Raw genomic sequence first — 21557 nt, forward strand, 5'->3', positions numbered from 1 at the left:
TAAATGAAATGCACAGCATGAACACACGTATTATGATGACGCAATAGCACGTGTATTCACTGACTATTTAGATGACTGGCTGCGAATTTCTAACAATTTCTTACGAAAAAAATGCCATTTGACGAAATGAGACACGCTCATTACTAAGGGAAACACAATGATGGGTAAGATCATATCGTGTGTTGTCATTTCATCGGTAAACTTAGTTAACGCGATAAATAGCACTGCGGTCAATAAACCAAACTTCAATCCCCCATCAATAAATGTGTAGCGCCATTTCCCCATATTGACGATTTTTTCTAAGCGGGTTTGCATCGCTTGGGACATACATACTCCTAACACTGTATTCTTGGTAACCCATCAGTGGTTACTCACTAAAGAGCCGAAGCTCCAGACCTTTCATCACAACAGACAAGTGAACTAATCTTAACTGCACGTTGTCTCATGACTATCCATTGGTTGGGCGATATTTTTAACACAACGCGGTGTCTTAGGTCCAATTAAAGGTAAGTTCACAAAATTAATTAATACTTATCCATAAAAGTGTCATTATTTATCACTATGATAAGATAACGTATCACTTAGGTTAAATGCAGAGAATATGACGAATCCACTGTTTTTCATCACCAGTTCCGTGCTCGTGTGTTTGTTGTTAACCACCACGCTCGATATCGACATCCTCACACGTTACGCGGATCACTTATCCCTTTTGGCGTTTATGCCCAGCATTGGCATTCTCTGTTATGGGCTGTTCGATCACATCGATTCTCGCTACCTACATGTGTCATCTCGTCAATCATCACAACGAGATATACAATGGGCATTGCGTCATTTATGTGTTCAGCATGTCCCCTTCAAAGCCATATTCAAAGGCGATATAATGATGTTGGTCCCGAAGCACTTTTTCTTGGATCAAGTCGCCGCCCCCTCAGAAAAGTCGCATATTTACGTCTTGCAATTGACCATGGATAAACATCGTAAAGTGGTTCACTGTAGCGACCGATTTATTCGTACGTCTGACATCGTCACCTTCGAAACCTTGGAACGGTGTTTTAGTGAGCCTGCTCGCTGTACCTATAGTAAATTCACCCTCTTCGATGAACGTCAACAAGATGTATCTTTAAGTGCCAATATGGTCCAAAAGCAGTTAAAAGCACTCATCAATGACCAAGGTTGGTCACTCAAACTGTGCTGATTGACCACTGACCAATAAAAAAGGGTAAACCTGCGTTTACCCTTTTATTTTTCTAAGTCATTTTGCTTTTAGTGAACATCGATGAATTCACGCTGTGAAGCCGAACCAACATAGCACATTCCCTCTCTTTTTTGTGAGAGTTTTGTCAATAAAAGCCCGAATACTGCGCGCTTTAGTGAACACTCTCCGCGATGATTTTTTAACTTGCGTAATGAGCAGCTCCCACCCTGTCATCATAATCAGGTCCCAGCGCTCAAAGCACCAAGAGTCACTGGATGAATCAGAGAATGGTTAGCTCGCCTCCAAGTCTGAACGGCTTGTCAACGGCACACTTTTATTGCAATCTGTCTCATATTGGTACGGCACTAGAGAATCGCTCGCCCCCAATTGCCTCAATCATAAGACGCCATATAGGAATAAGGATACCCAATGTCAGTTCGCGATCGTCTGCTTGCCCTCACCATTATTTTGGTCTGGGGCGTCAATTTTGTGGTCATCAAAGTGGGGCTACAAGGTGTTCCCCCATTGCTGCTCGCAGGGTTACGTTTTCTCTTAGTGGCTTTTCCGGCGATATGTTTCTTCGCGCGCCCGAAGTTACCACTAAAATGGATGTTTCTTTATGGTATGACCATCAGTTTTGGCCAGTTTGCTTTGCTCTTTTGGGCCTTAAGTGCCGGACTATCCGCGGGGTTAGCGTCATTACTTTTGCAAGTCCAAGCCTTTGTCACCATTTTACTTAGCGCCCTGTTATTTAAAGAACGCATTCGTAAGCATAATGGCATTGCGATGCTCGTCGCGACCATCGGTATTGTGTTATTAGCAACCGCGCCAGAAGTGGGGAAAACCTCCATCACATGGTTGACATTGGCACTCGTTCTGGGCGCTGCCTGTTCGTGGGCGTTAGGCAACATTAACAATAAAGTGATTCTCTCGAATTACACCGTCCCAACGATGTCTTTGATTGTATGGAGTGCCATTTTCCCAATGATGGCGTTCTTTATTTGCTCTTATTATATTGAGGGGCCAGATCTCATCGTAGCCGCATTACAACATATTCAATGGCATAATATCGGCGCATTAGTGTATCTTTCCTTAATGGCCACAATTGTCGGTTACGGTGGTTGGAGTTATTTATTGAGCCGCTATCAAACCTCACTGATTGCGCCACTATCGCTGCTTGTTCCAGTATTTGGATTACTATCCGCATGGCTGCTATTAGGTGAAACATTAAGTCTACAACAATGGATTGGGGCCGTGATTGTCGCAGCAGGCTTGGTATATAATACATTTGGTGCCAAGACAGTACCTTCGGTAAAAGCGGCCACCGTGGAGTCATAACTCAGCCGCAAAGACACCTGTCCATATAATGAAAAACCCAGCCAAATGCTGGGTTTTACTTATTCAATGGTCTGAACGACCGCTCGCGGATTGAGATTATTGCACCTGCGAGACCCAGGCATCCGTTTTAAACCATTTATGATAAATACGATCGTAAGTCCCGTCGCCACGCACTTGCTTCATGTAGTTATTTAATAAATTCAAAAAGTCTTGATCACCACGGCGAATCGCCCATCCCATCGGTTCATAGGTAAACGGTTGATCTAGGTGAATCACTTTGCCTTTATGTTGAGCCGCATACATTGCGTTGTAGGGCAGATCGTAAACAAAGGCATCGGCTTTATGATTCATGACTTGCAGAACGGCATCGGCTGACGTATCAAACAAATCCACTTTGGCTTTATAAAGGTATTTTTTGGCCCCTTGTGCCCCCGTCGTTCCCATTTGTGTAGCAATGGTATATTTAGGATCGTTCAAGTCACGGTAACTGTGAATTTTATCTTTCAGTTTCGGCGAGATAAGAACCGTTTGACCCATCTTAATGTAAGCATCGGCAAATAACACATTCAAGTTACGTTTCGGGGTGACCGTCATCCCAGCAATAAAATCACACTTCCCCGTTTTTAAGGCTGGGACAATGCCATCCCATGCCGTATTCACTGGCACAAATTTTACCCCTAATGAACGCGCCAAATGTTTCGCTAAATCGATATCAAACCCCACATAACGACCATCCTTTGCGGTCATTTCAAAAGGAATGTACCCAGCTTCAAAACACAGTCTGAGTTCCCCCGTCTTTTGAATATGATTGATGGTATCAACCTTAGCAGAAGCAGAAAAGCTCGCAAGCGCAGCACCAGCCAGTGCGGAGCCTACGAGAAAATGTCGACAATATTGTTGTAATGTTCGTGCTGTCATATCAATTTTAATCCATTTATATACAGAGTTCCTGTAGAGGCCTAATAAGGTAGCGGAAAATACAGGGTAAATAAACCATCAGACACCGGTTTACTCCCCGTTCACCCCATACATATTCCTTATATATTATGCCCACCAGCTCAAGTGGCTGTATTATCATTGAAAAAGTCTCGCCCAACGTCTTTCCCATACGGCTCAGTCCAGTGTCATCGACTCACCCTCGGTCTGAATACGACCATTACTGACTAAAAAATGAGCACATCAGAAGGAAGCGTTGTATGATTAAAGAATCTCTCCTGACACGGAATAAATGGTATGAGCCTAGAAGCAACCTTAATGATCGATACACACCACTCGATTTTAAAGAGAATTGGCGAAGATACCTGTCAGTTTTTTGAACAAGCTCACTTTCACTTTTCCGCTAGCCCTCAATACCCCGAATTATTTGACCTCGATATCATTCGTGCGGATGGATCATGCTTATCCTTAACGTCTTGGTTTGATGAAAAACGTACGCGATTAACCATAGGCTTTGGTGAAGAAGAATCGATGTTTCAACGTTTACAATTGAAACCGAACGGTGACGGCCTATATGAATATCAACGTGAAAACCTGTGTTTTTTCATCGACGGTATCATCGCTCGTATTTCAGAAATCGAGTCGATCGCCCTGTCTAAAAAGGGATTCCAGAGATAAGCAAGCAAAACGATTGCTTGTCCCTCAGCCCTACAGTAGACTCATGCCATGGATATGTTACTTCTTTTTAAGTTTTACTTAATCTTTGGGCTCGCCTTCTTTGCGATTTTTTTCGCGATTTTCTTTCGTAATTTGAAAAATAGCCGCATTCGTATTGCGCGCTACCTGCCAATGTTCGCGATTTTTGGACTGTTACAAGGCTTTCACGTTTGGTCTGATTTTTATCTGCTGCTCTATCAACACGAATATCACAAGACAGAAAATATCGACACCTTTCGCGCCATCAAGGTGTGGGGTTCATTTTTAACACTGAGTTCCTTTGCTTGGTGCATGATGGATTATACCCATTGGCAACGGGTACGCTTTATCCGTAACACCATGTTATTTGTGCTGTTGGTCTTTACTATCGGTTTACTATATCGCTATACCCAGCTTGATTATCCAGTCTTTATCCAGCAAACCCTCAACCAGATTCGTTGGATTTTTGGTATGGGCTCAAGTGTGCTCGCCGGTGCCACAGTCTACACCTACGCTAAGCACATCGAAGAAGACGGTTATGGTAATGCCCCGCCTTTTCAGTGGTTAGGGATCGCCCTTATTTGCTACGGCTTCAGTGTCGGTTTCATTAGCGACTCCATGAGCATATGGTTGCAAAGTCTGCGGCTAGTGTGTGCTTATGGCATGCTTATCGCCTTGTGGTATGCCCTGCGCGTCTTCGATGTCGAACGTGATAAACAACTGCAAACCCGTGTACAAATCTCGCAACAAGATGCCAAGTTAATGGAGTTAGGTGAACTGACCTCTGCCGTTGCTCATGAAATCAAAACCCCGTTAAGCAGTGCCTTGATGAGCTGCGATTTACTCGAACGGCAACTGAGCAATAATGAACAATATTCTCGCCAGATTAATCGTATTCGTTATGGATTAACTCGCGCTTCAGACATTAGCCAAGAAGTCTTGAACTACGCGCACCATAAACAGATTAAGCGCTTACCTGTGTCTTTGCATAAAGTGGTTGAATCCGCCATTTCACTCAATCAGTTCCGCCTTGAAGCCTTTAGCTTAGACGTCGCGTTAGACGATAAACTGGAAGTTTCGGGCGATGCGGGCTTACTTGAAGAGGTATTTAGTAATATTATCAGTAATGCGGTCGATGCCAGTAAAGAGGATAAGATCCTACATATCTATGGCTATCAGGATAAATTATTTGCCACGGTCAAACTGTCTGACCACGGTGGCGGTATGCCTGACTCCGTATTAGCCAAAGCCACACAACCCTTTTTTACTACCAAAGAAAAAGGCGAAGGAACGGGCATGGGCTTAGCGCTATGTAAACAAACGATTTTGCAGCATAATGGTGAGCTGAAACTCTACAATAATCAGTTTGGATTGGTTGTCGAAGTGCGCTTACCGAGGAACACAGTATGACATTACACCTGCTTTTAGCGGAAGACGACCCTCAATTACGCGAAGTGTTACTGGAAGCGTTAACCATAGAAGGGTTTGAGGTGGTTGCCTGCAGTAATGCAGAAGATGCATTGGACAAAGCGGCTGAGCAGCCGTTTGATCTTGCTCTGTTTGATGTGGTGATGGGTGGCATGACAGGGATTGATGCCTTATCGCAGCTACGCCGCTTGCAACCGAACATCGGCGTCATTGTTACCACCGCGTTTGCCACTGTCAATCTCGCGGTCGATGCCATGAAAAAAGGTGCCGATGAATTTCTCACGAAGCCCTTTAATTTAGAAGCGCTATCGGTGACGTTAAAGCGCGTTCATGCCGAGCATGGTCCCAAAGCGACGATTGATGAAAGTGAGCACGATTCGATTTTTAGCGCGCTGTCCAATCCGATCCGCCGCTCCGTGGTAAAACAACTGAAAATCCATCGTAAACTCAAATTCATGGACTTATGCCGGGTAGTCGGCATAGAAGATCACACCAAATTCAACTTCCATTTACGTCAATTAGTCAATAGTGGTTTGGTTGCCAAAGAAGATGGCCGAGTGTATTCATTAACCAGCCAAGGTTTGCAAATTTATTCAACCTTACTTCAGTAATATCAGGCTATAACGGGGAAGGCACTCGCCATGCTTCCCCTGCCTGACAACAAATTCACGAGACGGAATACCACGCGTGTTGTTGCAATAACTGAGCAACGCTTGGCGTGGTTAAATCGTCAACGGACAAGCCTTGCGCCAAACGTTCTCGGATATCGGTACTGCGGATGGCTAACGTCTGAGGGCAAGCCATTACACTCCACTGACTTAAAATCGCTTCAGCCTGGGTGAATTTACCAAAGTTAAACAAGTTATCCGGGCCCATGATAAAGGTGAAAACATCGTCAGGATGTTGCTGCTGCAATGCCGAAAGTAGCGCATGTGTGGTCACGCTTTTTCCCGGTTCGAATAAGGTTTGCTCAATTTTCGACAGGACCACATGACTGAGCCCGAGATCGTGAATGAATGCTTCAATCAAGTTACAGCGAATCTCATAGTCAAGCATGTGCTTTCCCCAAGCATGAGAAATACTCGGCACCAGTAACACCCGATCAAAGTGCCCTAATAAGTCAATGACACTTTTATGCCCGAGCGAAGGTGGATTAAAGGCACTACCAAATACAGCAATTGTTGACATAGTTTATCCTAAACAATGAGAATGCAGTTTTCTCTATTTTCTAATTCAGTGATTAAGGTATGATAATACGATAGTTTTGTATGACATGCAGGAAGAAAAGGAAGAGTAATGGAACAAATTATACGCGAAGAGATGCATGTACTAGCAAGCATCGAACCTAAATTTGAGATTGAACGTCGTGTTGCTTTCATCAAACACAAACTGCAAGAAGCCGGGTGTCGTACCTTAGTTCTTGGCATCAGCGGTGGCATCGATTCAACCACATGTGGTCGTCTTGCTCAGCTAGCCGTGGATGAATTAAATCAAGAAACCAATAGCAACGACTATCAGTTTGTGGCCGTGCGCCTGCCTTATGGTGAACAAAAAGACGAAGATGAAGCGCAATTAGCCCTCTCTTTCATCAAGCCTACTCACTCTGTTGCGGTGAATGTCCAACCAGGTGTCGATGGTATCCATGCCTCCACCCGCACTGCATTAGCCGATACTGGCTTGCTGCCGAGCGATGAATCCAAAGTCGATTTTGTCAAAGGCAACGTCAAAGCTCGAGCACGCATGGTCGCACAATATGAAATCGCTGGCTACACGGGTGGACTGGTCATTGGTACCGATCACTCCGCTGAGAACGTGACGGGTTTTTATACTAAATACGGGGACGGGGCCTGTGATATTGCGCCTTTATTTGGGCTCAATAAACGCCAAGTTCGTCTAGTTGGAGCCACCTTGGGCGCGCCAGAAGTTCTGGTCAATAAAACCCCAACAGCGGATTTAGAAGAACTCGCTCCGCAAAAAGCGGACGAAGACGCGTTGAGCCTAACTTACGATCAAATCGATGATTTCTTGGAAGGCAAATCCGTTCCATCATCGGTTGTCGAGCGTATCGTGGCAATCTATACAGCAACACAGCACAAACGCCAACCTATTCCTACCATTTATGACTGATTAATTGGCTTTCGATGTATTAAATACACCGATTTACGCCAATCAGCCTACCAAGCCAATGCATTATCAACACGATACGCATTGGCTTTTTCACCCCGATTACCCAATCAATGCAAATACCTAAAATTCGCGTAACAGTCACGCAGCATTCGGCTTTTATATTGTGAACTGGTTTCGATTTTAGAACATACCTGTGCCAATCCGCATAAACTTTGATTTTGAAAAGGTATTTTCTCATTAAGCCATTAGATAATCCTGCTCACATCCGGCTTTTTTTGAGAGAGCACACTTATGTTATATATGCAGTTCATATTTCTACTTTTAATGCTTTATATCGGCTCGCGCTATGGCGGTATTGGGCTTGGCGTCGTATCCGGGATAGGATTAGTCATTGAGGTGTTTGTCTTCCACATGCCTCCAACCTCTCCTCCCATTACCGTCATGCTGATCATTCTTGCCGTCGTAACCTGTGCCTCTATTTTAGAAGCCGCCGGCGGACTTAAGTACATGCTACAAATCGCGGAGCGCTTATTGCGGAAAAACCCTAAGCGAGTCACTCTCATCGCCCCTTTTGTCACTTACTTTATGACGTTTATGTTAGGGACTGGCCACGCGGTTTACTCGATCATGCCCATTATTGGCGACGTGGCACTGAAAAATAATATTCGCCCAGAAAGACCCATGGCGGCCGCTTCTGTGGCATCGCAAGTCGGGATTACCGCTTCCCCGATTTCTGCCGCAGTCGTGTATTACCTGGCACAGCTCTCCGATATCAACCCGAACATTACGTTATTGTCTATCTTGATGGTGACCATTCCGTCGACATTATTCGGTGTGCTGTTAATGTCACTCTACAGTCTACGCCGTGGCCTTACGAATCCCCTCATAATTTCTATATAAAACAATGAGTAGACGCACATCGCTCATTCTGATCTAATGAATTTCGCCAAAAACACACTTGATTCAATGAATTTAATAGGGAGCCCTAACGATGCGCGATGTTCAAATTCTACAGCAAACTCTTGAAAACCAATGCCCTGGTATTCACAAAAAACGACTTAGATCTCTTATGCTTGCAACCAGAGCGGTACTGGGCGGCTCTGATCTCACCCTCACTAAAATTGGACGAGCTCTCGACACTGATACCACGGTGAAACATGCCATCAAACGTATTGACCGATTGCTTGGTAATCGCAGTCTACATCGTGAAAAAGAGTCCATATATAAATGGCATGCGTCCCTTATTACCCGAGCCAATCCTTTTCCTGTACTACTGGTTGATTGGTCGGATGTTCGTGAGCAACTGCGCTATATGACATTGCGAGCTTCGATATCCGTTAAAGGTCGCGCCGTCACGCTTTATGAACAGGCATTTGAGTACAAAAACTACAACTCACCCAAGAGCCATCAGCACTTTCTCGATAAGCTTCAATCCTTGCTCCCCCAAGGTTGCACCCCTATCATTATCTCCGACGCTGGCTTTAGAAATACGTGGTTCAGGCAAGTCGCCAACAAAGGTTGGTTCTGGCTTGGGCGTGTACGGGGCGAAGTCTCGATTAAGTGTGGCGAGAGCGCTTGGCAATGGAATAAAGCCTTTTACCCTCAAGCGACTGATAAGCCGCTGTTTTTAGGAGAAAGCCAACTGGCTAAGCGCTCACCGCTTCAGTGCTTTGCTTACTTATACAAGAGTCATCCCAAAGGCAGAAAAGCCCATCGGCATAGTCGAACCTGTCAGAAACACTCGGCTGGAAAAGTGTTCCATAAAGGAGCGAAAGAGCCTTGGCTTCTGGTCACTAACATCCCCAACCATGTACTTAACGGCATTAAAATTACCCGTTTGTACGCCAAAAGAATGCAAATTGAAGAGTCGTTCCGAGATCTAAAAAGTCCAGCCTACGGGTTGGCGCTTCGCCATAACCGAACACGTTGCACCAAACGTATTGATATCTTGTTGCTCATGGCATTGATGGCCGAAATCATCATGTGGTGGAATGGCTTAATCGCCATGCAAGCCAAATGGCATTATGACTTCCAAGCCAACACCATCAAGCATCGCCGTGTGCTCTCCATTCCTAGACTTGGTAAGGAAGTACGTTGCCACCGAAGATACCGAATACAAGAGTCCCAATATCATTGGGCAATGGTCGAATATCAACGCCTTACGCATACCTGTGGGTTGGGGGAATTATGAGGGGATCCGCCAGCGCCGTGGCAAAGACTTAGATGATGATCCTCAATATCAAGAAAAACTGAACGATCCTCAGTTCAGAGCTCGTATTGAAACCACCACAGCGACCACGTTAAATGAAGTGCTCCCGACCTCTGCCCGTAACGCGGTGATCCTGTTTATATTGTCACTCTTAGCCATTGTGTTTGTGGCGATGTGGCCAGATGTGCGGACGATAGTCGATGGCAAACCCATTAAAATGACCGTCATTATTCAAATGATGATGCTATGTTTTGGTGGGATTATTTTATTGGTCACCAAAACCGATCCGAAAAAAGTCCCAAATGGCGTGGTGTTTAAATCGGGAATGGTGGCAGCGATTGCTATTTATGGGATTGCGTGGATGTCAGACACCTACTTCCAGTATGCCATGCCTCAGTTTAAAGCAGGGATCATCGATATGGTCACCGATTACCCATGGACATTTGCGCTCGCACTCTTCATCGTCTCCGTTGTGGTGAATTCACAAGCGGCGGTTGCACGTATGATGTTACCCGTCGGTCTCGGGCTCGGTTTACCTCCCGCGCTCGTGATTGGCCTAATGCCAGCATTGTACGGCTATTTCTTTATTCCCAACTATCCATCGGATATCGCCACCGTTAACTTTGATACCACAGGTACCACGAAAATTGGTAAATGGTATTTCAATCACTCCTTTATGAGTGTCGGTTTAATCGCGGTAGTCAGCGGCTCGTGCATGGGTTACGTGCTGGGCCAATTGATTATTGGCTAACGTCATACAGGCTTAAAATAAAAAAGGCGAAGTCAGACTTCGCCTTTTTTATTTTTGGTTATCGGTTACGGCACTTCTTGCCCCATGGATGCCGTCCAGATGGCATACCATTGCTCGCGCGTTAATGACAACAATAACGACTCAACCGCATTTTTGACACGTTCAATTTTACCAGACCCTAAAATCGGCAGCGGCTGCGAAGGCAAGCGTCGAATCCACGCATAAATCACCTGAGAAATGTTGTCCGCTCCAATCGCCTCGCCGACCTCATTTAACGCATTCACAACTCGACGTGTTCTGGCGTCATAACTGTTGGCGAACAACTCACCCTGCGCCAAACAAGACCAAGCCATCGGACGGACACGAGCTTGTTGCAATTGATCCAGCGTACCATCATGGGCGACATCGAAATTCAGTGGGTTAATTTCAACCTGGTTGGTCACCAAAGGTAAATCCAAACGAGACTGCAACAATGCAAATTGCGATGGTTGAAAATTGGAGACACCAAATGACGCGACTTTGCCACTCTGGTAAAGATGATGGAAGGTCTGAGCCACTTCGTCAGCCTCCATTAACACGTCAGGACGATGAATTAATAAGACATCGAGCTTTTCTACGCCGAGTAAACGCAGTGAATTATCAACCGATTGTTGAATATGAGCAGCACTGGTATCGTAATGTTTGATATGACGGTGGGGAAAGTGTTCACTCAATAACTGGATATCGCATTTTGTCACAATTTGTAATTGCTCTCGTAATGCTGGTTTCATCGCTAAGGCTTCACCAAAGCGTTTTTCACACTCATACAACCCATAAATATCGGCATGATCGACAGTCGTTATTCCCAGCTCCATGTGCTGTTGCAAAAAGGTCAGTTGCTCTTGGGCGGTCATATCCCAATCGATTAAGCGCCAATACCCTTGTATTAATTCTGATAACTCCGGGCCGTTCGGCGCCATCACTACTTTATTTACCATTGAAAACTCCTTTTATTTACACTCATAGTAAAGAGCCTCATCGTGCTAAACAATGCTCTCTGACCCAAACTGTTTTCACTATCACATTCGCAATCCGTGTGGCGTCAAAAATACTATATACACAAAAAAAGCATGCGTTATACGCATGCTTTTTGTTCAATCATAGTGGAGAAATATATCGATTAAAATTTGTAACCCACTGATGCCATAAAGACAAGAGGGTTAATATCGATATTGGTGCTGTGCTCATCACCAGCCACTTTATAGTGAGCGGTAGTGCGAATGTCAGTATACCAAACCGCGGCGTTGACTAACCAATGTTCGTTAACTTGATAATCAACACCCACATCGACAGCTGCGCCCCAAGAGTTATCGATATCAAGATCGCTCAAGCCTGCATTTTTACCTGTATCGTTGAAGCTATTATCATAGAAGTTGGTGAAATTGACACCAATACCGGCATATGGCTGCCATTTTGCCGCTGGCTCATTGAAGTAGTAATTCACCATTAATGTTGGTGGCAATTGTTTTGTTGTTGCTACTTCACCTAACCCGCCAAAATTGGTCGAAATATCGTGTTCAAAAGGGGTCGCTCCGAGCAATTCAAGGCTGATGTGGTCTGTTAGCATGTAATCAATGGTTAAACCAAGTTGTGTCGCTGTGTTGACTTTAAGGCCATCATTCGAACCCAAAATGTCATCACTAGAATCTAATGGCACAACCGATGCGATACCAGCACGAACGAATACATCGCCTTGTTGGTGAGCAAGAACATTGGCTGAAAATAAAGCAGAAATTACGGCTAACCCACATAATGTTTTTTCATGATTTCCTTTCCTTTTTTGGACTCAGGATAATTGTTTTTACACGAATGAGACTAACACATAAAAACCACACTATTTTGATGGAAATCAATTTGTGTCAAATTATGAAAGAAAAAGAGGATTTATGAGAGCACGCCACATTAAATGAGAAATTATGAACGACAGCACTCTTATGCTTTCGCCGCGCACGGTGCCACAATTTGTTTTTAAGGGAATTTCGGCTATATATTATTTAATGCAAAGCGGTAGTGCCCTTTACACAATATATGTCACGATTTTTTTCGTGTTGAGCAATTACCGAAATATAGAGTTAAGGAAGACTTATCTATGTGGTTTACGCAAAAAACATCGTCAGACAAACAAACAAAGCAAACAAAGCAAACAAAGCAAACAAAGCAAACAAAGCAAACAAAGCAAACAGACAATGCTAATCAGCACGATGAACTCAAGGCCATTAAACAGCACACGGCATATATCGAGTTCCACCCCGACGGTACTATCCTTGATGCCAATCAGCACTTCCTCGATACAAGCGGTTATCAATTGACAGACATTGTCGGTCAACACCATAAAATATTTTGTGATAGCTCGTACGTCGCCTCCTCTGACTACCGCGCCTTTTGGGATAAACTCGCCAGTGGACAGGCTCATAGCGGCACCTTCAAACGGTTTCGTAAAAACGGAGAACCGCTCATTTTACAAGCCAATTATTTCCCTGTGACCGATCACGATAATAAAGTCATCAAGGTCATCAAAATTTGCAGTGACGTCACCGAGTCAGCCAACGATTTACGTGCCAAAAATGCGGTGTTACAGGCACTCGATAAATCCCTTGCGGTCATCGAGTTTACAACGGATGGTGTGATTCTGACCGCCAATCAGAACTTTCTCGATACCGTTGGCTACGCTTTAAACGAGATTCAACACCAGCACCATAAGCTGTTTTGCTTTGATGATTTCTATCAAGAAAACCCAGATTTTTGGATCCGATTAAAGCGAGGAGAGCACTTTACTGGACGTTTTAAACGCAAACACGCCAATGGTGATGCGATCTGGCTGGAAGCGACCTATAATCCCATCTTAGATCGCCACGGTCATGTGTATAAAGTCATTAAATTTGCCTCTGATATCAGTAAAAGCGTCAACCTCTCCACCCAAGCTGTCGAAATGGCCGCAGCCATTTCTGAAGAAACCTCTCACATCACCGATTCAGCGATTAAAGTGTTAAATGATGCAGTCGCCACCTCACATACCGTCGCAGAGAAAGTCAAAGGCGCCAGTGGACTCGGTAAAGAGCTGATGGAACAATCCAAAAATATCAACGACATTGTCACGACCATTAACGGGATTGCCGGACAAACGAATCTGTTGGCTTTGAATGCCGCGATTGAAGCGGCTCGCGCTGGAGAAACAGGCCGAGGATTCGCCGTGGTGGCCGATGAAGTGCGTAAGCTGGCTTCTCGCACTTCTACCGCAACAGAAGAGATCTCGAATGTGGTCAATGACAACACCCAACTCATCAAAAACATGGGGCTGAATTTAGAGTCCGTTAATAATGTCGCACTACAAGGAGAAGGGGATATTCATACTGTGCAGCATGGACTCAATGACGTCAGCCAAGGGGTCGCTCGTTTTGTTGAAATCGTTGACCGTTTACGTCAAGAATGATCTTTCTAGGGCAAGAAACTCACCCTGATAATAGGCTTGCGCCCAGCGAAGAGACCGAGGCTAAACTACCGCACGGACGATTTCATAAAAAAGAAAAATAACGCTGGTAATTTCTAACGCAGCCTGTATAGTTACTACCAGCTCTTACAAATGAGCTATTAGAAAGTGAAAATTAAGTACAAGTGTTATCCCAGTGTTACTTCGATGTATATCGATGCTTCGGCGATTGCTTCTTCTTCATGATCCAGATAATAGCGTTTGTCACAGCACACATGTAAATTACAATATATCGAGGTATTACCTATGTCTAAAATGACTGGTTCAGTAAAATGGTTCAACGAAACTAAAGGTTTCGGTTTCATCACTCAAGACAACGGCGGCGATGACGTGTTTGTTCACTTCAACTCTATCGTAGCAGACGGCTTTAAAACTCTTGCTGAAGGTCAAAAAGTAAGCTTTGACCTAGAACAAGGTAAAAAAGGCCCTCAAGCAGCTAACGTTGTTGGTCAATAAGCTCTCAGCTTATTAAGCCTAAAGAATTCGATGGTGTGGTCTTAGACCGCACCATTTTTTTTGCCTGTCATTCCTATTCAATTATTCAATTATTCAATCCCCTTACCAACGGCAAGTTCACATTCCATCTCTTTATTGTCTATGATGACTTGTTGTCTATGATGACGTCTCATCCGGCTCAGGGTTTTTAGGTGGCGGGAAAGCTTCTGTATTAATCTCAGCGCGTACTCTCGGAAAGCTGTGTGGGTAATGCTCTTGGATGTACCCAATCATTGCTTCACGCACATAACAACGCAGATCCCATGCCATGGGTGAATTTTTTGCCGTCATCAATAAACGAATTGTCATGGTTTTTTCTGAACAATCGGTCACTTGAAACGCTTTCGCTGATTTATCCCACATCTCTGTGCCTTCTAGCACTTCATCAAAATACTGCCTTAATGGCTCAAGCGGCATCGAGTAATCGACATACAAATTCACCGCTCCCAAAATTTGGGCGGTATTTCTGGTCCAGTTCTGAAATGCATTCTCGGTGAAATACGTGATCGGCAATACCAGTCGGCGCAAATCCCAAATTTTCACTACGACATACGTCAAGTTAATTTCTTCAATCCACCCCCACTCGCCTTCAACCACCACGGCATCATCAATCTTAATCGGTTGAGTGAATGCAATTTGAATCCCTGAGAATAAGTTCGCTAATGACTTTTGCAGCGCAAAACCAATGATAATCCCCGCGACACCAGCACCTGTGAGAATGGTGGTACCATACTGACGAACACTATCAAAATTTAATAAGATCATGCCTATCGCCAAAATGGTAATAATGACCAGAGCCACTTTTTTCACGTATATGATTTGCGTCCGGGCTTTCCGAGCCTTTAAGTTATCCGCATGAGAAATGTCGTAGCGCCGAAATAACACATCTTCGACCACTTTCACCATACTGGTCGCGATCATGGCAAAAGACAGCACGATAATAATTTGTAAGATTTCTTCAAAAATGGCTTCCTCTTCTGGCGAAAGAGGCAATTGCTGCGAACCAAGATGCAGTAATATGGCGGGAACAAATAAAAACCAACGTTGTTTTAAATGCTGCTGTAAGGAGTTGAAGACAAAACGGTTACTGCGTTTAGTGTTATATTTTAACGTGAATAAAACCAAAAAACGCACCACGAATCCGACCACCAGCGCAAGCACGATAAACGCCGCCGTAGCCAAATAAGGATAAGCATTGATGAGGTATTCTATTTTATTGTTCATCTTAAAACTGTAAGCAGGGATCGATAAACAAGCAAGTTAATGAGCGTTAATTCACCATGGTATCTGACTTGATATCCATACATGCAAGCTCAATACGTGACTCGGCAAGAGAAAAAGCAGGCCTGTGAGGCCTGCTTTACTCGGGATATTAAGACTCTAGGAAGGCTTTCATCGAGGCCAATTCTTCATCAGAATAAGGCGCTCGCAAACGTAACCCAGACTCCCCTTTCGGCGTTTGCACCACAACCGGTTTCGCGTGGGTAAATTCACGGAAGCCATACACGCCATGGTAAGCCCCAATACCGGAACCACCGACACCACCAAACGGCAAGTCATTGACTAAAGCATGGGTCATCACATCATTAATCACGAGTGCACCCGAGGTGGTATGTTGTGCGAATAAATCCTGATGTGCTGAATTATCACTAAAGAAATACGCCGCTAATGGGCGGTCATGCTCATTAATATAATTGATCGGTTCATACAATTAATCGTACGTTTTAACAGGCAAGAGTGGACCAAAGATTTCCTCTTGCATGATCGTCATGTCTTCGCTGACATTAAAGATAAGATGCACGGCCATCTTACGCGTTGTAGCATCATAATCTGGTTCATTTTGTGGAGCTAAAGACACAATTTTCGCGCCTTTGTCACGGGCATCTTCCAAGACAGACACCAAACGTTCGAAATGGCGGTCAGTCACAATAGTCGTGTACTGTTCATTGTCCATCATTGATGGGAAGCTTGTCTGCATAAACGCTTCACAGGCCGCTTGAAATTGGGACTCGCTGCCATTCGGGATCATAATGTAGTCTGGAGACATACAAATTTGTCCGGTATTAAACGTCTTAACGGTGAGTGTTCGATTCGCCGCAGTCGCGATATTGTATTCTCGGTCCACCACCACTGGAGATTTCCCCCCCAGCTCTAATGTGACGGGCACTAAGTTTTCAGCCGCGGCACGCATAATGTGCTTACCCACAGCACCACTCCCGGTAAAGACCAGGTGGTCAAATGGCAAAGCGCTGAACGCTTTACCAACATCAGGGCCGCCAGTCACCACCGTTAACTCGAGTGGATCAAAATATTTTGCCACCAGATCTTTGAGCAGTTCGGCTGTTTTCGGTGTTAGCTCAGAAGGCTTCAACATCGCACGGTTACCCGCAGCAAAAATGCCCGCGAGCGGACCGAAGGCGAGATTAATAGGGAAGTTCCATGGACTGATGACCCCCACCACACCAAGTGGCTGGTGTTGAACCCAAGCTTGGATGCCTCCATCGATATCATCAACGTGTTCAGGCTTCATCCATTCATCAAGGTGGTCATGAGAATGTTTCAGAATCCCAATCGTGCTCATGATATCGGCTAGGATAGACTGATAATTACTGCGGTTACCAAAGTCGTCGCTCATCGCGTTGCTTAGCGCTTCATAGTTATCTTTGATCAATGCGATGGATTTCATCAAACGCTTTTTACGAGTTGAGATATCAGCAGGGCCTGAATCAAGATGGGCTTGTTTCATTGTACGTAACGTAGAATTGAGTTCAGACATTCTTATGCTCCTAAAGTCGCAAGTGATGTTTAGATGGTACTGCTATCTAAATCAAGTCTGTACTATGCTACCCAGAGATATCCCGCTCAGTGTTATGAAACCATAATAATCACGATCGATTATGTCAGAGTTTGTTCAATAAGTTATGGCAGCTTTGGCTTCGCCATCAAAATGATCGCCCGCTTCCATGGTTGGCGAGCACAATGAAGCGACCCACAAGCTGAGCCATCCATGACCAGAATCGACACAGGCTCATAGGCCATACAGGCATTCTGCTTATAAAAAGTCATTCTTTATATTCGAGTCATGACAAGCCCCATGAGTCGCTTACCAATAGAGATCGCGTAACCGAACGTCTCGTTCACTCAAAAGGCGAGTTGCAAAGTCTGAATTATTGACTGTTCTCACAAAAGACAAAAACAATAAAAACCCATTAAAATCAATGAGAAAAATCAAATCACACCAATTAAATCTATAAAAACCATAAGTGCCATAATTTTGTGATTTTAAATTGCTTTGGCTCGCATTTCGACAAACCTGACCTCTTTATGCTAACCAACACGATACATTTCATTAACAAATGCAATCCGCTTGCATGCAGTGTATTGATTAATAAAGCAATGTTTCTTAACAACCATAACAAGTTTAAAGCATGTGCATTTAAACCAAAGACCGTCCAGTGACGGCGACACTGTCACCCTACATGATCGTTCGCCCCGCTTGGACAAAGGACAATAACAAAAGGAATGATTTATGCTGAAAGCGAGAAAACTGGTCATCGCTACCTTAATTGCCACCTCTTCATTGATGACCTTCAACAGTGCAAACGCTGCTGACTACCCGCCTAAAACCATCAACATGGTCGCGCCAAGCGGTGCAGGTGGCGGCTGGGATCTGACCATCCGCACCGTCGCTAAAACCCTAAAAGACACGGGCATTGTCAAGAGTAACCTTCCGGTCATCAACCGTCCCGGCGGCGGTGGTGCGGTCAACCTCGCTTACATGCAAACCCAAAAAGGCAAAGGCGATTTGATTGCGGTCTATTCGCCGCCGCTCCTACTGACCAATCTTACTGGTCTGACTCGCTACAGCTACAAAGATACAACGCCAATCGCAAGACTGATTACCGATTATGCCGCATTTGTGGTCCCGAGAAACTCGCGATATAAAACCATTAAAGATGTGATGGATGCGCTCAAAAAAGATCCCAAGTCCGTCAAAATTGGGGGCACTTCTGCGGCAGGATCCATGGATCACATCCAATTCTTATTAGTCGCGAAAGCCGCTGGTGTCAAAGACCTTCGCAAGATTGACTATATCTCATTCCAAGACGGTAGCCTTGTTGCACAAGTCCTCGGTGGTCATGTCGACTTAATCTCAACTGGATTGGGTGATGTCTCTGAACTGGTGAAAAGTGGCAAATTACATGCCTTAGCGCAAACCGCGGACAAACGCGTCGGTGACGGTGCCATAGCCGATATCCCAACCGTCAAAGAAAGTGGTATCGATGTCACTTTTGAAAACTGGCGTGGCTTATTTGCCCCTAAAGATATGCCAAAAGCGGCGCTCACCTACTGGCGTGAAGCCATTAAAAAGATGGTCAAAACCGATGAGTGGAAAGCGGCGCTGAAACGCAATGGATGGGGCAACGCCTATCAAGATGATACCGAGTTCAAAACATTCTTGGGCAAAACCAATGAGCAGTATAAAACACTGATCAAAGAAGTGTTTGGCCGATAATCACACGGTAATCCCCGTCGCTTAATCAGCATAAAAAGCGGTATCCATGCCGCTTTTTACTCTATTAATTCAAGTAATCTCTACGAGTGATGTTATGTCTCAATCGAAACACAGCACGACGTCCAAAAACGTCAACTGGGACGGCGCCACAGGCCTGTTTAGTATCGCCTTTGGTGGCGCTTATGGCGGCTACGCGCTATTACTTCCCCAGCCTATGTTTGGCAACCCTTATGAAGCCATTTTTATGCCTTTGGCCATTGCTGCCATTGCCATCATTATTGGTGTCTTATTGATAATCAAAGGAGGCATTCGCCCTTCATTATCTGCGTTACAAGCTTTGCTGAACGAAAGTGAAACGCACAAAGCCAACCGCCGAAAGATTGCACTCACCTGTTTGATAAGTTTGGTTTATGCAGCCACGTTCGAACATTTGGGGTATGTGGTCAGCACCTTTATATTTATGTTTGCCATGTTATGGGTAACCTGTGGTGGCCAGCACTGGAAAAAAAGCGCCATCATTGCGGCCGCTTTTGCATTGGGCATCTATGGGCTCTTTAATCAGTTGCTCGCGGTGAACCTTCCCTCTTTTCCATTTTTGAATTAACGGAGCAAAATCATGACCGATATTTTTGCTAACTTAATGGATGGTTTTGGGGTCGCCCTGCAACCTTATTACCTGTTTTTAATCACCTTTGGCGGTATTCTCGGCACCATCATTGGGATGTTACCTGGCCTAGGTCCAGCAACCGGCGTCGCGGTGTTGTTACCCATGACTTTCTCCATGGGGCCAACAGCCTCGCTGATTACCATGACAGGCGTGTACATCGGTGCCATGTTTGGCGGGTCGCGCAGCTCTATTTTGATTAATACTCCTGGAGATGGCTCAGCACTGGCAGCCACCTTTGATGGTTATCCAATGGCCATGAAAGGACGAGCTGAATCCGCGCTCGCGATTTCAGCGATCGCTTCGTTGATTGGCGGCACAATTGCGGCCGTATTGATGACGTTACTTGCCGAACCCGTCGCAAGCTTTGCGATAAAATTTGGCCCATCTGAATATTTCCTATTGATGGTTGCCGCGCTGACCATGACGATTTCCATGTCAAAAGGCAACATGCTCAAGGGCTTTTTGTCGATGTGCTTAGGGCTGGCCATTTCCACTGTCGGCATTGACGGTCAATCGGGCTTGCAGCGCTTTACCTTCGGAAATCTCGAGTTGCAAACGGGCATCGATTTCTTAGTCGTCATTATTGGAATTTACGCGCTAGGCGAGGTATTTAAAAGCTTTAAAAGCTTATCCGATGGCAGTCAAAAAGTGCAAACCAAATTCAAACGGATCTGGATCAATAAGCAAGATTGGCAACGTTCTAAGTGGCCCATTTTACGCAGTGCGCCAGTAGGATTCATTATCGGTGCGTTGCCAGGCGCGGGCGGTACAATGGCGTCGCTGGTCTGTTATAACAATGAAAAACAGCTGTCTAAACGAAAAGAAGAGTTTGGCCAAGGGGCGATTGAAGGTCTGGCGGCACCAGAGTCGGCGAACAATGCCGCCTCAATTGGCGCGATGATCCCCATGCTATCCCTCGGTGTCCCCGGCTCTGGCACGACCGCCGTTATGATGGGCGCCCTATTGATGTTAGGTATTCAGCCTGGACCACTGCTGTTTACGCAACATCCAGACACGGCTTGGGGGTTAATTGCCAGTATGTTTGTGGCTAATATCATCCTTGCCTTTGTCAATATCCCTCTGGCTGGCGTATTAGTCCGCTTACTGGCCATCCCCGCTCAAGTGCTCTATCCCATTGTTCTCGGGCTGGCCTTTGTTGGCTGCTATGCCATTAGCACCTCTGTCGTGGATTTCTATATTCTGACAATCTTAGGGATTGCCGGCGTCATCATGGGCCGAGTGAACATTCCAACCGCGCCGATGATCTTAGCCGCGATTGTCGGCAGTCAAATGGAACAATCTTTTCGACAGGCCTTTCGCATCTCCGATCAGGATTTAGGGACGTTTACTCAATCTGGGATTTCTCAAATTTTGTTAGTCGTGATTGCCTGTTCAGTCTTGTTTCCAATGCTGAGCTTTTTCATACACAAAAAATCGCCAACATCCGTGCATTTACAGTGACAATCATCGTGAATCCATCGGCCACTCTCCGTTGTTTCACAGCTAAATGACGCAACACATAAACCATGATGCCCAACTGACACTTGGGCATTGTTCATCACACAACAATCATCGCCCAACAGCGCCGCACTGGAGTGGCTGCGCACTTTATCCTCCGACAACCTCTACTTTTTCGTCCCACAACCTCAAACAGTGCAAGCTGTCACAGTGAA

General features: G+C 45.1%; 17 protein-coding genes and 4 pseudogenes. 14 read left to right on the plus strand and 7 right to left on the minus strand.

Annotated elements, in window-relative coordinates:
* Positions 1 to 63 precede the first annotated feature (63 nt).
* Complete coding sequence (locus tag EAE30_RS02110) at positions 64 to 327, minus strand: hypothetical protein (RefSeq protein ID WP_123014448.1); 264 nt, start codon at positions 325 to 327, stop codon at positions 64 to 66.
* Between the two features lie 274 nt (positions 328 to 601).
* Between EAE30_RS02110 and EAE30_RS02115 the strand changes: the two genes are divergently transcribed.
* Positions 602 to 1195: a hypothetical protein gene (locus EAE30_RS02115; protein WP_123014449.1), complete on the plus strand. Its 594-nt coding sequence runs from the start codon at positions 602 to 604 to the stop codon at positions 1193 to 1195.
* Positions 1196 to 1624: 429 nt separating this feature from the next.
* Positions 1625 to 2533, plus strand: a complete 909-nt coding sequence (locus EAE30_RS02120) for an EamA family transporter (protein ID WP_123014450.1) — start codon at positions 1625 to 1627, stop codon at positions 2531 to 2533.
* A 96-nt stretch (positions 2534 to 2629) separates the two neighbouring features.
* On the opposite strand, the gene EAE30_RS02125 is transcribed toward EAE30_RS02120, so the two are convergent.
* Entirely contained in the window at positions 2630 to 3451 is an 822-nt protein-coding gene (locus tag EAE30_RS02125) for a transporter substrate-binding domain-containing protein (RefSeq protein WP_123014451.1), read from the minus strand.
* 315 nt (positions 3452 to 3766) lie between these two features.
* Between EAE30_RS02125 and EAE30_RS02130 the strand changes: the two genes are divergently transcribed.
* Genes EAE30_RS02130 through EAE30_RS02140 form a run of 3 tightly spaced genes read left to right on the plus strand, consistent with a single transcriptional unit; the run spans position 3767 to position 6204 of the window.
* Positions 3767 to 4147: a hypothetical protein gene (locus EAE30_RS02130; protein WP_123014452.1), complete on the plus strand. Its 381-nt coding sequence runs from the start codon at positions 3767 to 3769 to the stop codon at positions 4145 to 4147.
* 48 nt (positions 4148 to 4195) lie between these two features.
* On the plus strand, positions 4196 to 5575 hold the full coding sequence (locus EAE30_RS02135) for a sensor histidine kinase (RefSeq protein ID WP_123014453.1): 1380 nt from the start codon (positions 4196 to 4198) through the stop codon (positions 5573 to 5575).
* Complete coding sequence (locus EAE30_RS02140; RefSeq protein ID WP_123014454.1) at positions 5572 to 6204, plus strand: response regulator; 633 nt, start codon at positions 5572 to 5574, stop codon at positions 6202 to 6204. The genes EAE30_RS02135 and EAE30_RS02140 overlap by 4 nt, the downstream gene beginning before the upstream one ends.
* Before the next feature lie 55 nt (positions 6205 to 6259).
* Here EAE30_RS02140 and EAE30_RS02145 read toward each other — a convergent pair whose 3' ends face one another.
* Positions 6260 to 6781, minus strand: a complete 522-nt coding sequence (locus EAE30_RS02145) for a nicotinate-nicotinamide nucleotide adenylyltransferase (protein WP_123014455.1) — start codon at positions 6779 to 6781, stop codon at positions 6260 to 6262.
* A gap of 108 nt (positions 6782 to 6889) precedes the next feature.
* Between EAE30_RS02145 and nadE the strand changes: the two genes are divergently transcribed.
* The 4 genes and pseudogenes from nadE to EAE30_RS02165 all read left to right on the plus strand — a co-directional run.
* Positions 6890 to 7720 (plus strand): ammonia-dependent NAD(+) synthetase, encoded by an 831-nt coding sequence (gene nadE / locus EAE30_RS02150; protein ID WP_123014456.1) that lies wholly within the window; start codon positions 6890 to 6892, stop codon positions 7718 to 7720.
* A 291-nt stretch (positions 7721 to 8011) separates the two neighbouring features.
* A pseudogene (locus EAE30_RS02155) lies at positions 8012 to 8590 on the plus strand (anaerobic C4-dicarboxylate transporter family protein); the annotation flags it as partial.
* 121 nt (positions 8591 to 8711) lie between these two features.
* Positions 8712 to 9911, plus strand: coding sequence for an IS4 family transposase (locus EAE30_RS02160; protein WP_123014377.1), 1200 nt, complete (start codon positions 8712 to 8714; stop codon positions 9909 to 9911).
* A gap of 13 nt (positions 9912 to 9924) precedes the next feature.
* Positions 9925 to 10680 (plus strand): annotated as a pseudogene (locus EAE30_RS02165) (anaerobic C4-dicarboxylate transporter family protein); the annotation flags it as partial.
* 65 nt (positions 10681 to 10745) lie between these two features.
* On the opposite strand, the gene EAE30_RS02170 reads toward EAE30_RS02165, so the two are convergent.
* A complete protein-coding gene (locus tag EAE30_RS02170; RefSeq protein WP_123014457.1) occupies positions 10746 to 11657 on the minus strand; it encodes an aldo/keto reductase in 912 nt (303 codons plus the stop codon).
* A gap of 182 nt (positions 11658 to 11839) precedes the next feature.
* Positions 11840 to 12481 (minus strand): annotated as a pseudogene (gene ompW / locus EAE30_RS02175) (outer membrane protein OmpW); the annotation flags it as partial.
* 327 nt (positions 12482 to 12808) lie between these two features.
* Between ompW and EAE30_RS19115 the strand changes: the two are divergent.
* On the plus strand, positions 12809 to 14149 hold the full coding sequence (locus EAE30_RS19115; protein WP_123014460.1) for a methyl-accepting chemotaxis protein: 1341 nt from the start codon (positions 12809 to 12811) through the stop codon (positions 14147 to 14149).
* Between the two features lie 312 nt (positions 14150 to 14461).
* Positions 14462 to 14662: a cold-shock protein gene (locus EAE30_RS02190; RefSeq protein ID WP_162841035.1), complete on the plus strand. Its 201-nt coding sequence runs from the start codon at positions 14462 to 14464 to the stop codon at positions 14660 to 14662.
* A 156-nt stretch (positions 14663 to 14818) separates the two neighbouring features.
* On the opposite strand, the gene EAE30_RS02195 is transcribed toward EAE30_RS02190, so the two are convergent.
* Complete coding sequence (locus tag EAE30_RS02195; RefSeq protein ID WP_123014461.1) at positions 14819 to 15925, minus strand: mechanosensitive ion channel family protein; 1107 nt, start codon at positions 15923 to 15925, stop codon at positions 14819 to 14821.
* A 148-nt stretch (positions 15926 to 16073) separates the two neighbouring features.
* Positions 16074 to 17504: pseudogene (locus tag EAE30_RS02200) on the minus strand (coniferyl aldehyde dehydrogenase).
* A 726-nt stretch (positions 17505 to 18230) separates the two neighbouring features.
* Here EAE30_RS02200 and EAE30_RS02205 point away from each other — a divergent pair.
* The 3 genes from EAE30_RS02205 to EAE30_RS02215 all read left to right on the plus strand — a co-directional run bounded on the left by EAE30_RS02205 (position 18231) and on the right by EAE30_RS02215 (position 21345).
* A complete protein-coding gene (locus tag EAE30_RS02205) occupies positions 18231 to 19217 on the plus strand; it encodes a Bug family tripartite tricarboxylate transporter substrate binding protein (RefSeq protein WP_123014462.1) in 987 nt (328 codons plus the stop codon).
* Positions 19218 to 19311: 94 nt separating this feature from the next.
* Positions 19312 to 19821, plus strand: a complete 510-nt coding sequence (locus EAE30_RS02210; RefSeq protein ID WP_123014463.1) for a tripartite tricarboxylate transporter TctB family protein — start codon at positions 19312 to 19314, stop codon at positions 19819 to 19821.
* Between the two features lie 12 nt (positions 19822 to 19833).
* On the plus strand, positions 19834 to 21345 hold the full coding sequence (locus EAE30_RS02215) for a tripartite tricarboxylate transporter permease (protein ID WP_123014464.1): 1512 nt from the start codon (positions 19834 to 19836) through the stop codon (positions 21343 to 21345).
* Positions 21346 to 21557: the final 212 nt, after the last annotated feature.

Origin of the sequence: Vibrio zhugei (genome assembly GCF_003716875.1) — a bacterium.
Taxonomy (GTDB): Bacteria; Pseudomonadota; Gammaproteobacteria; order Enterobacterales; family Vibrionaceae; genus Vibrio; species Vibrio zhugei.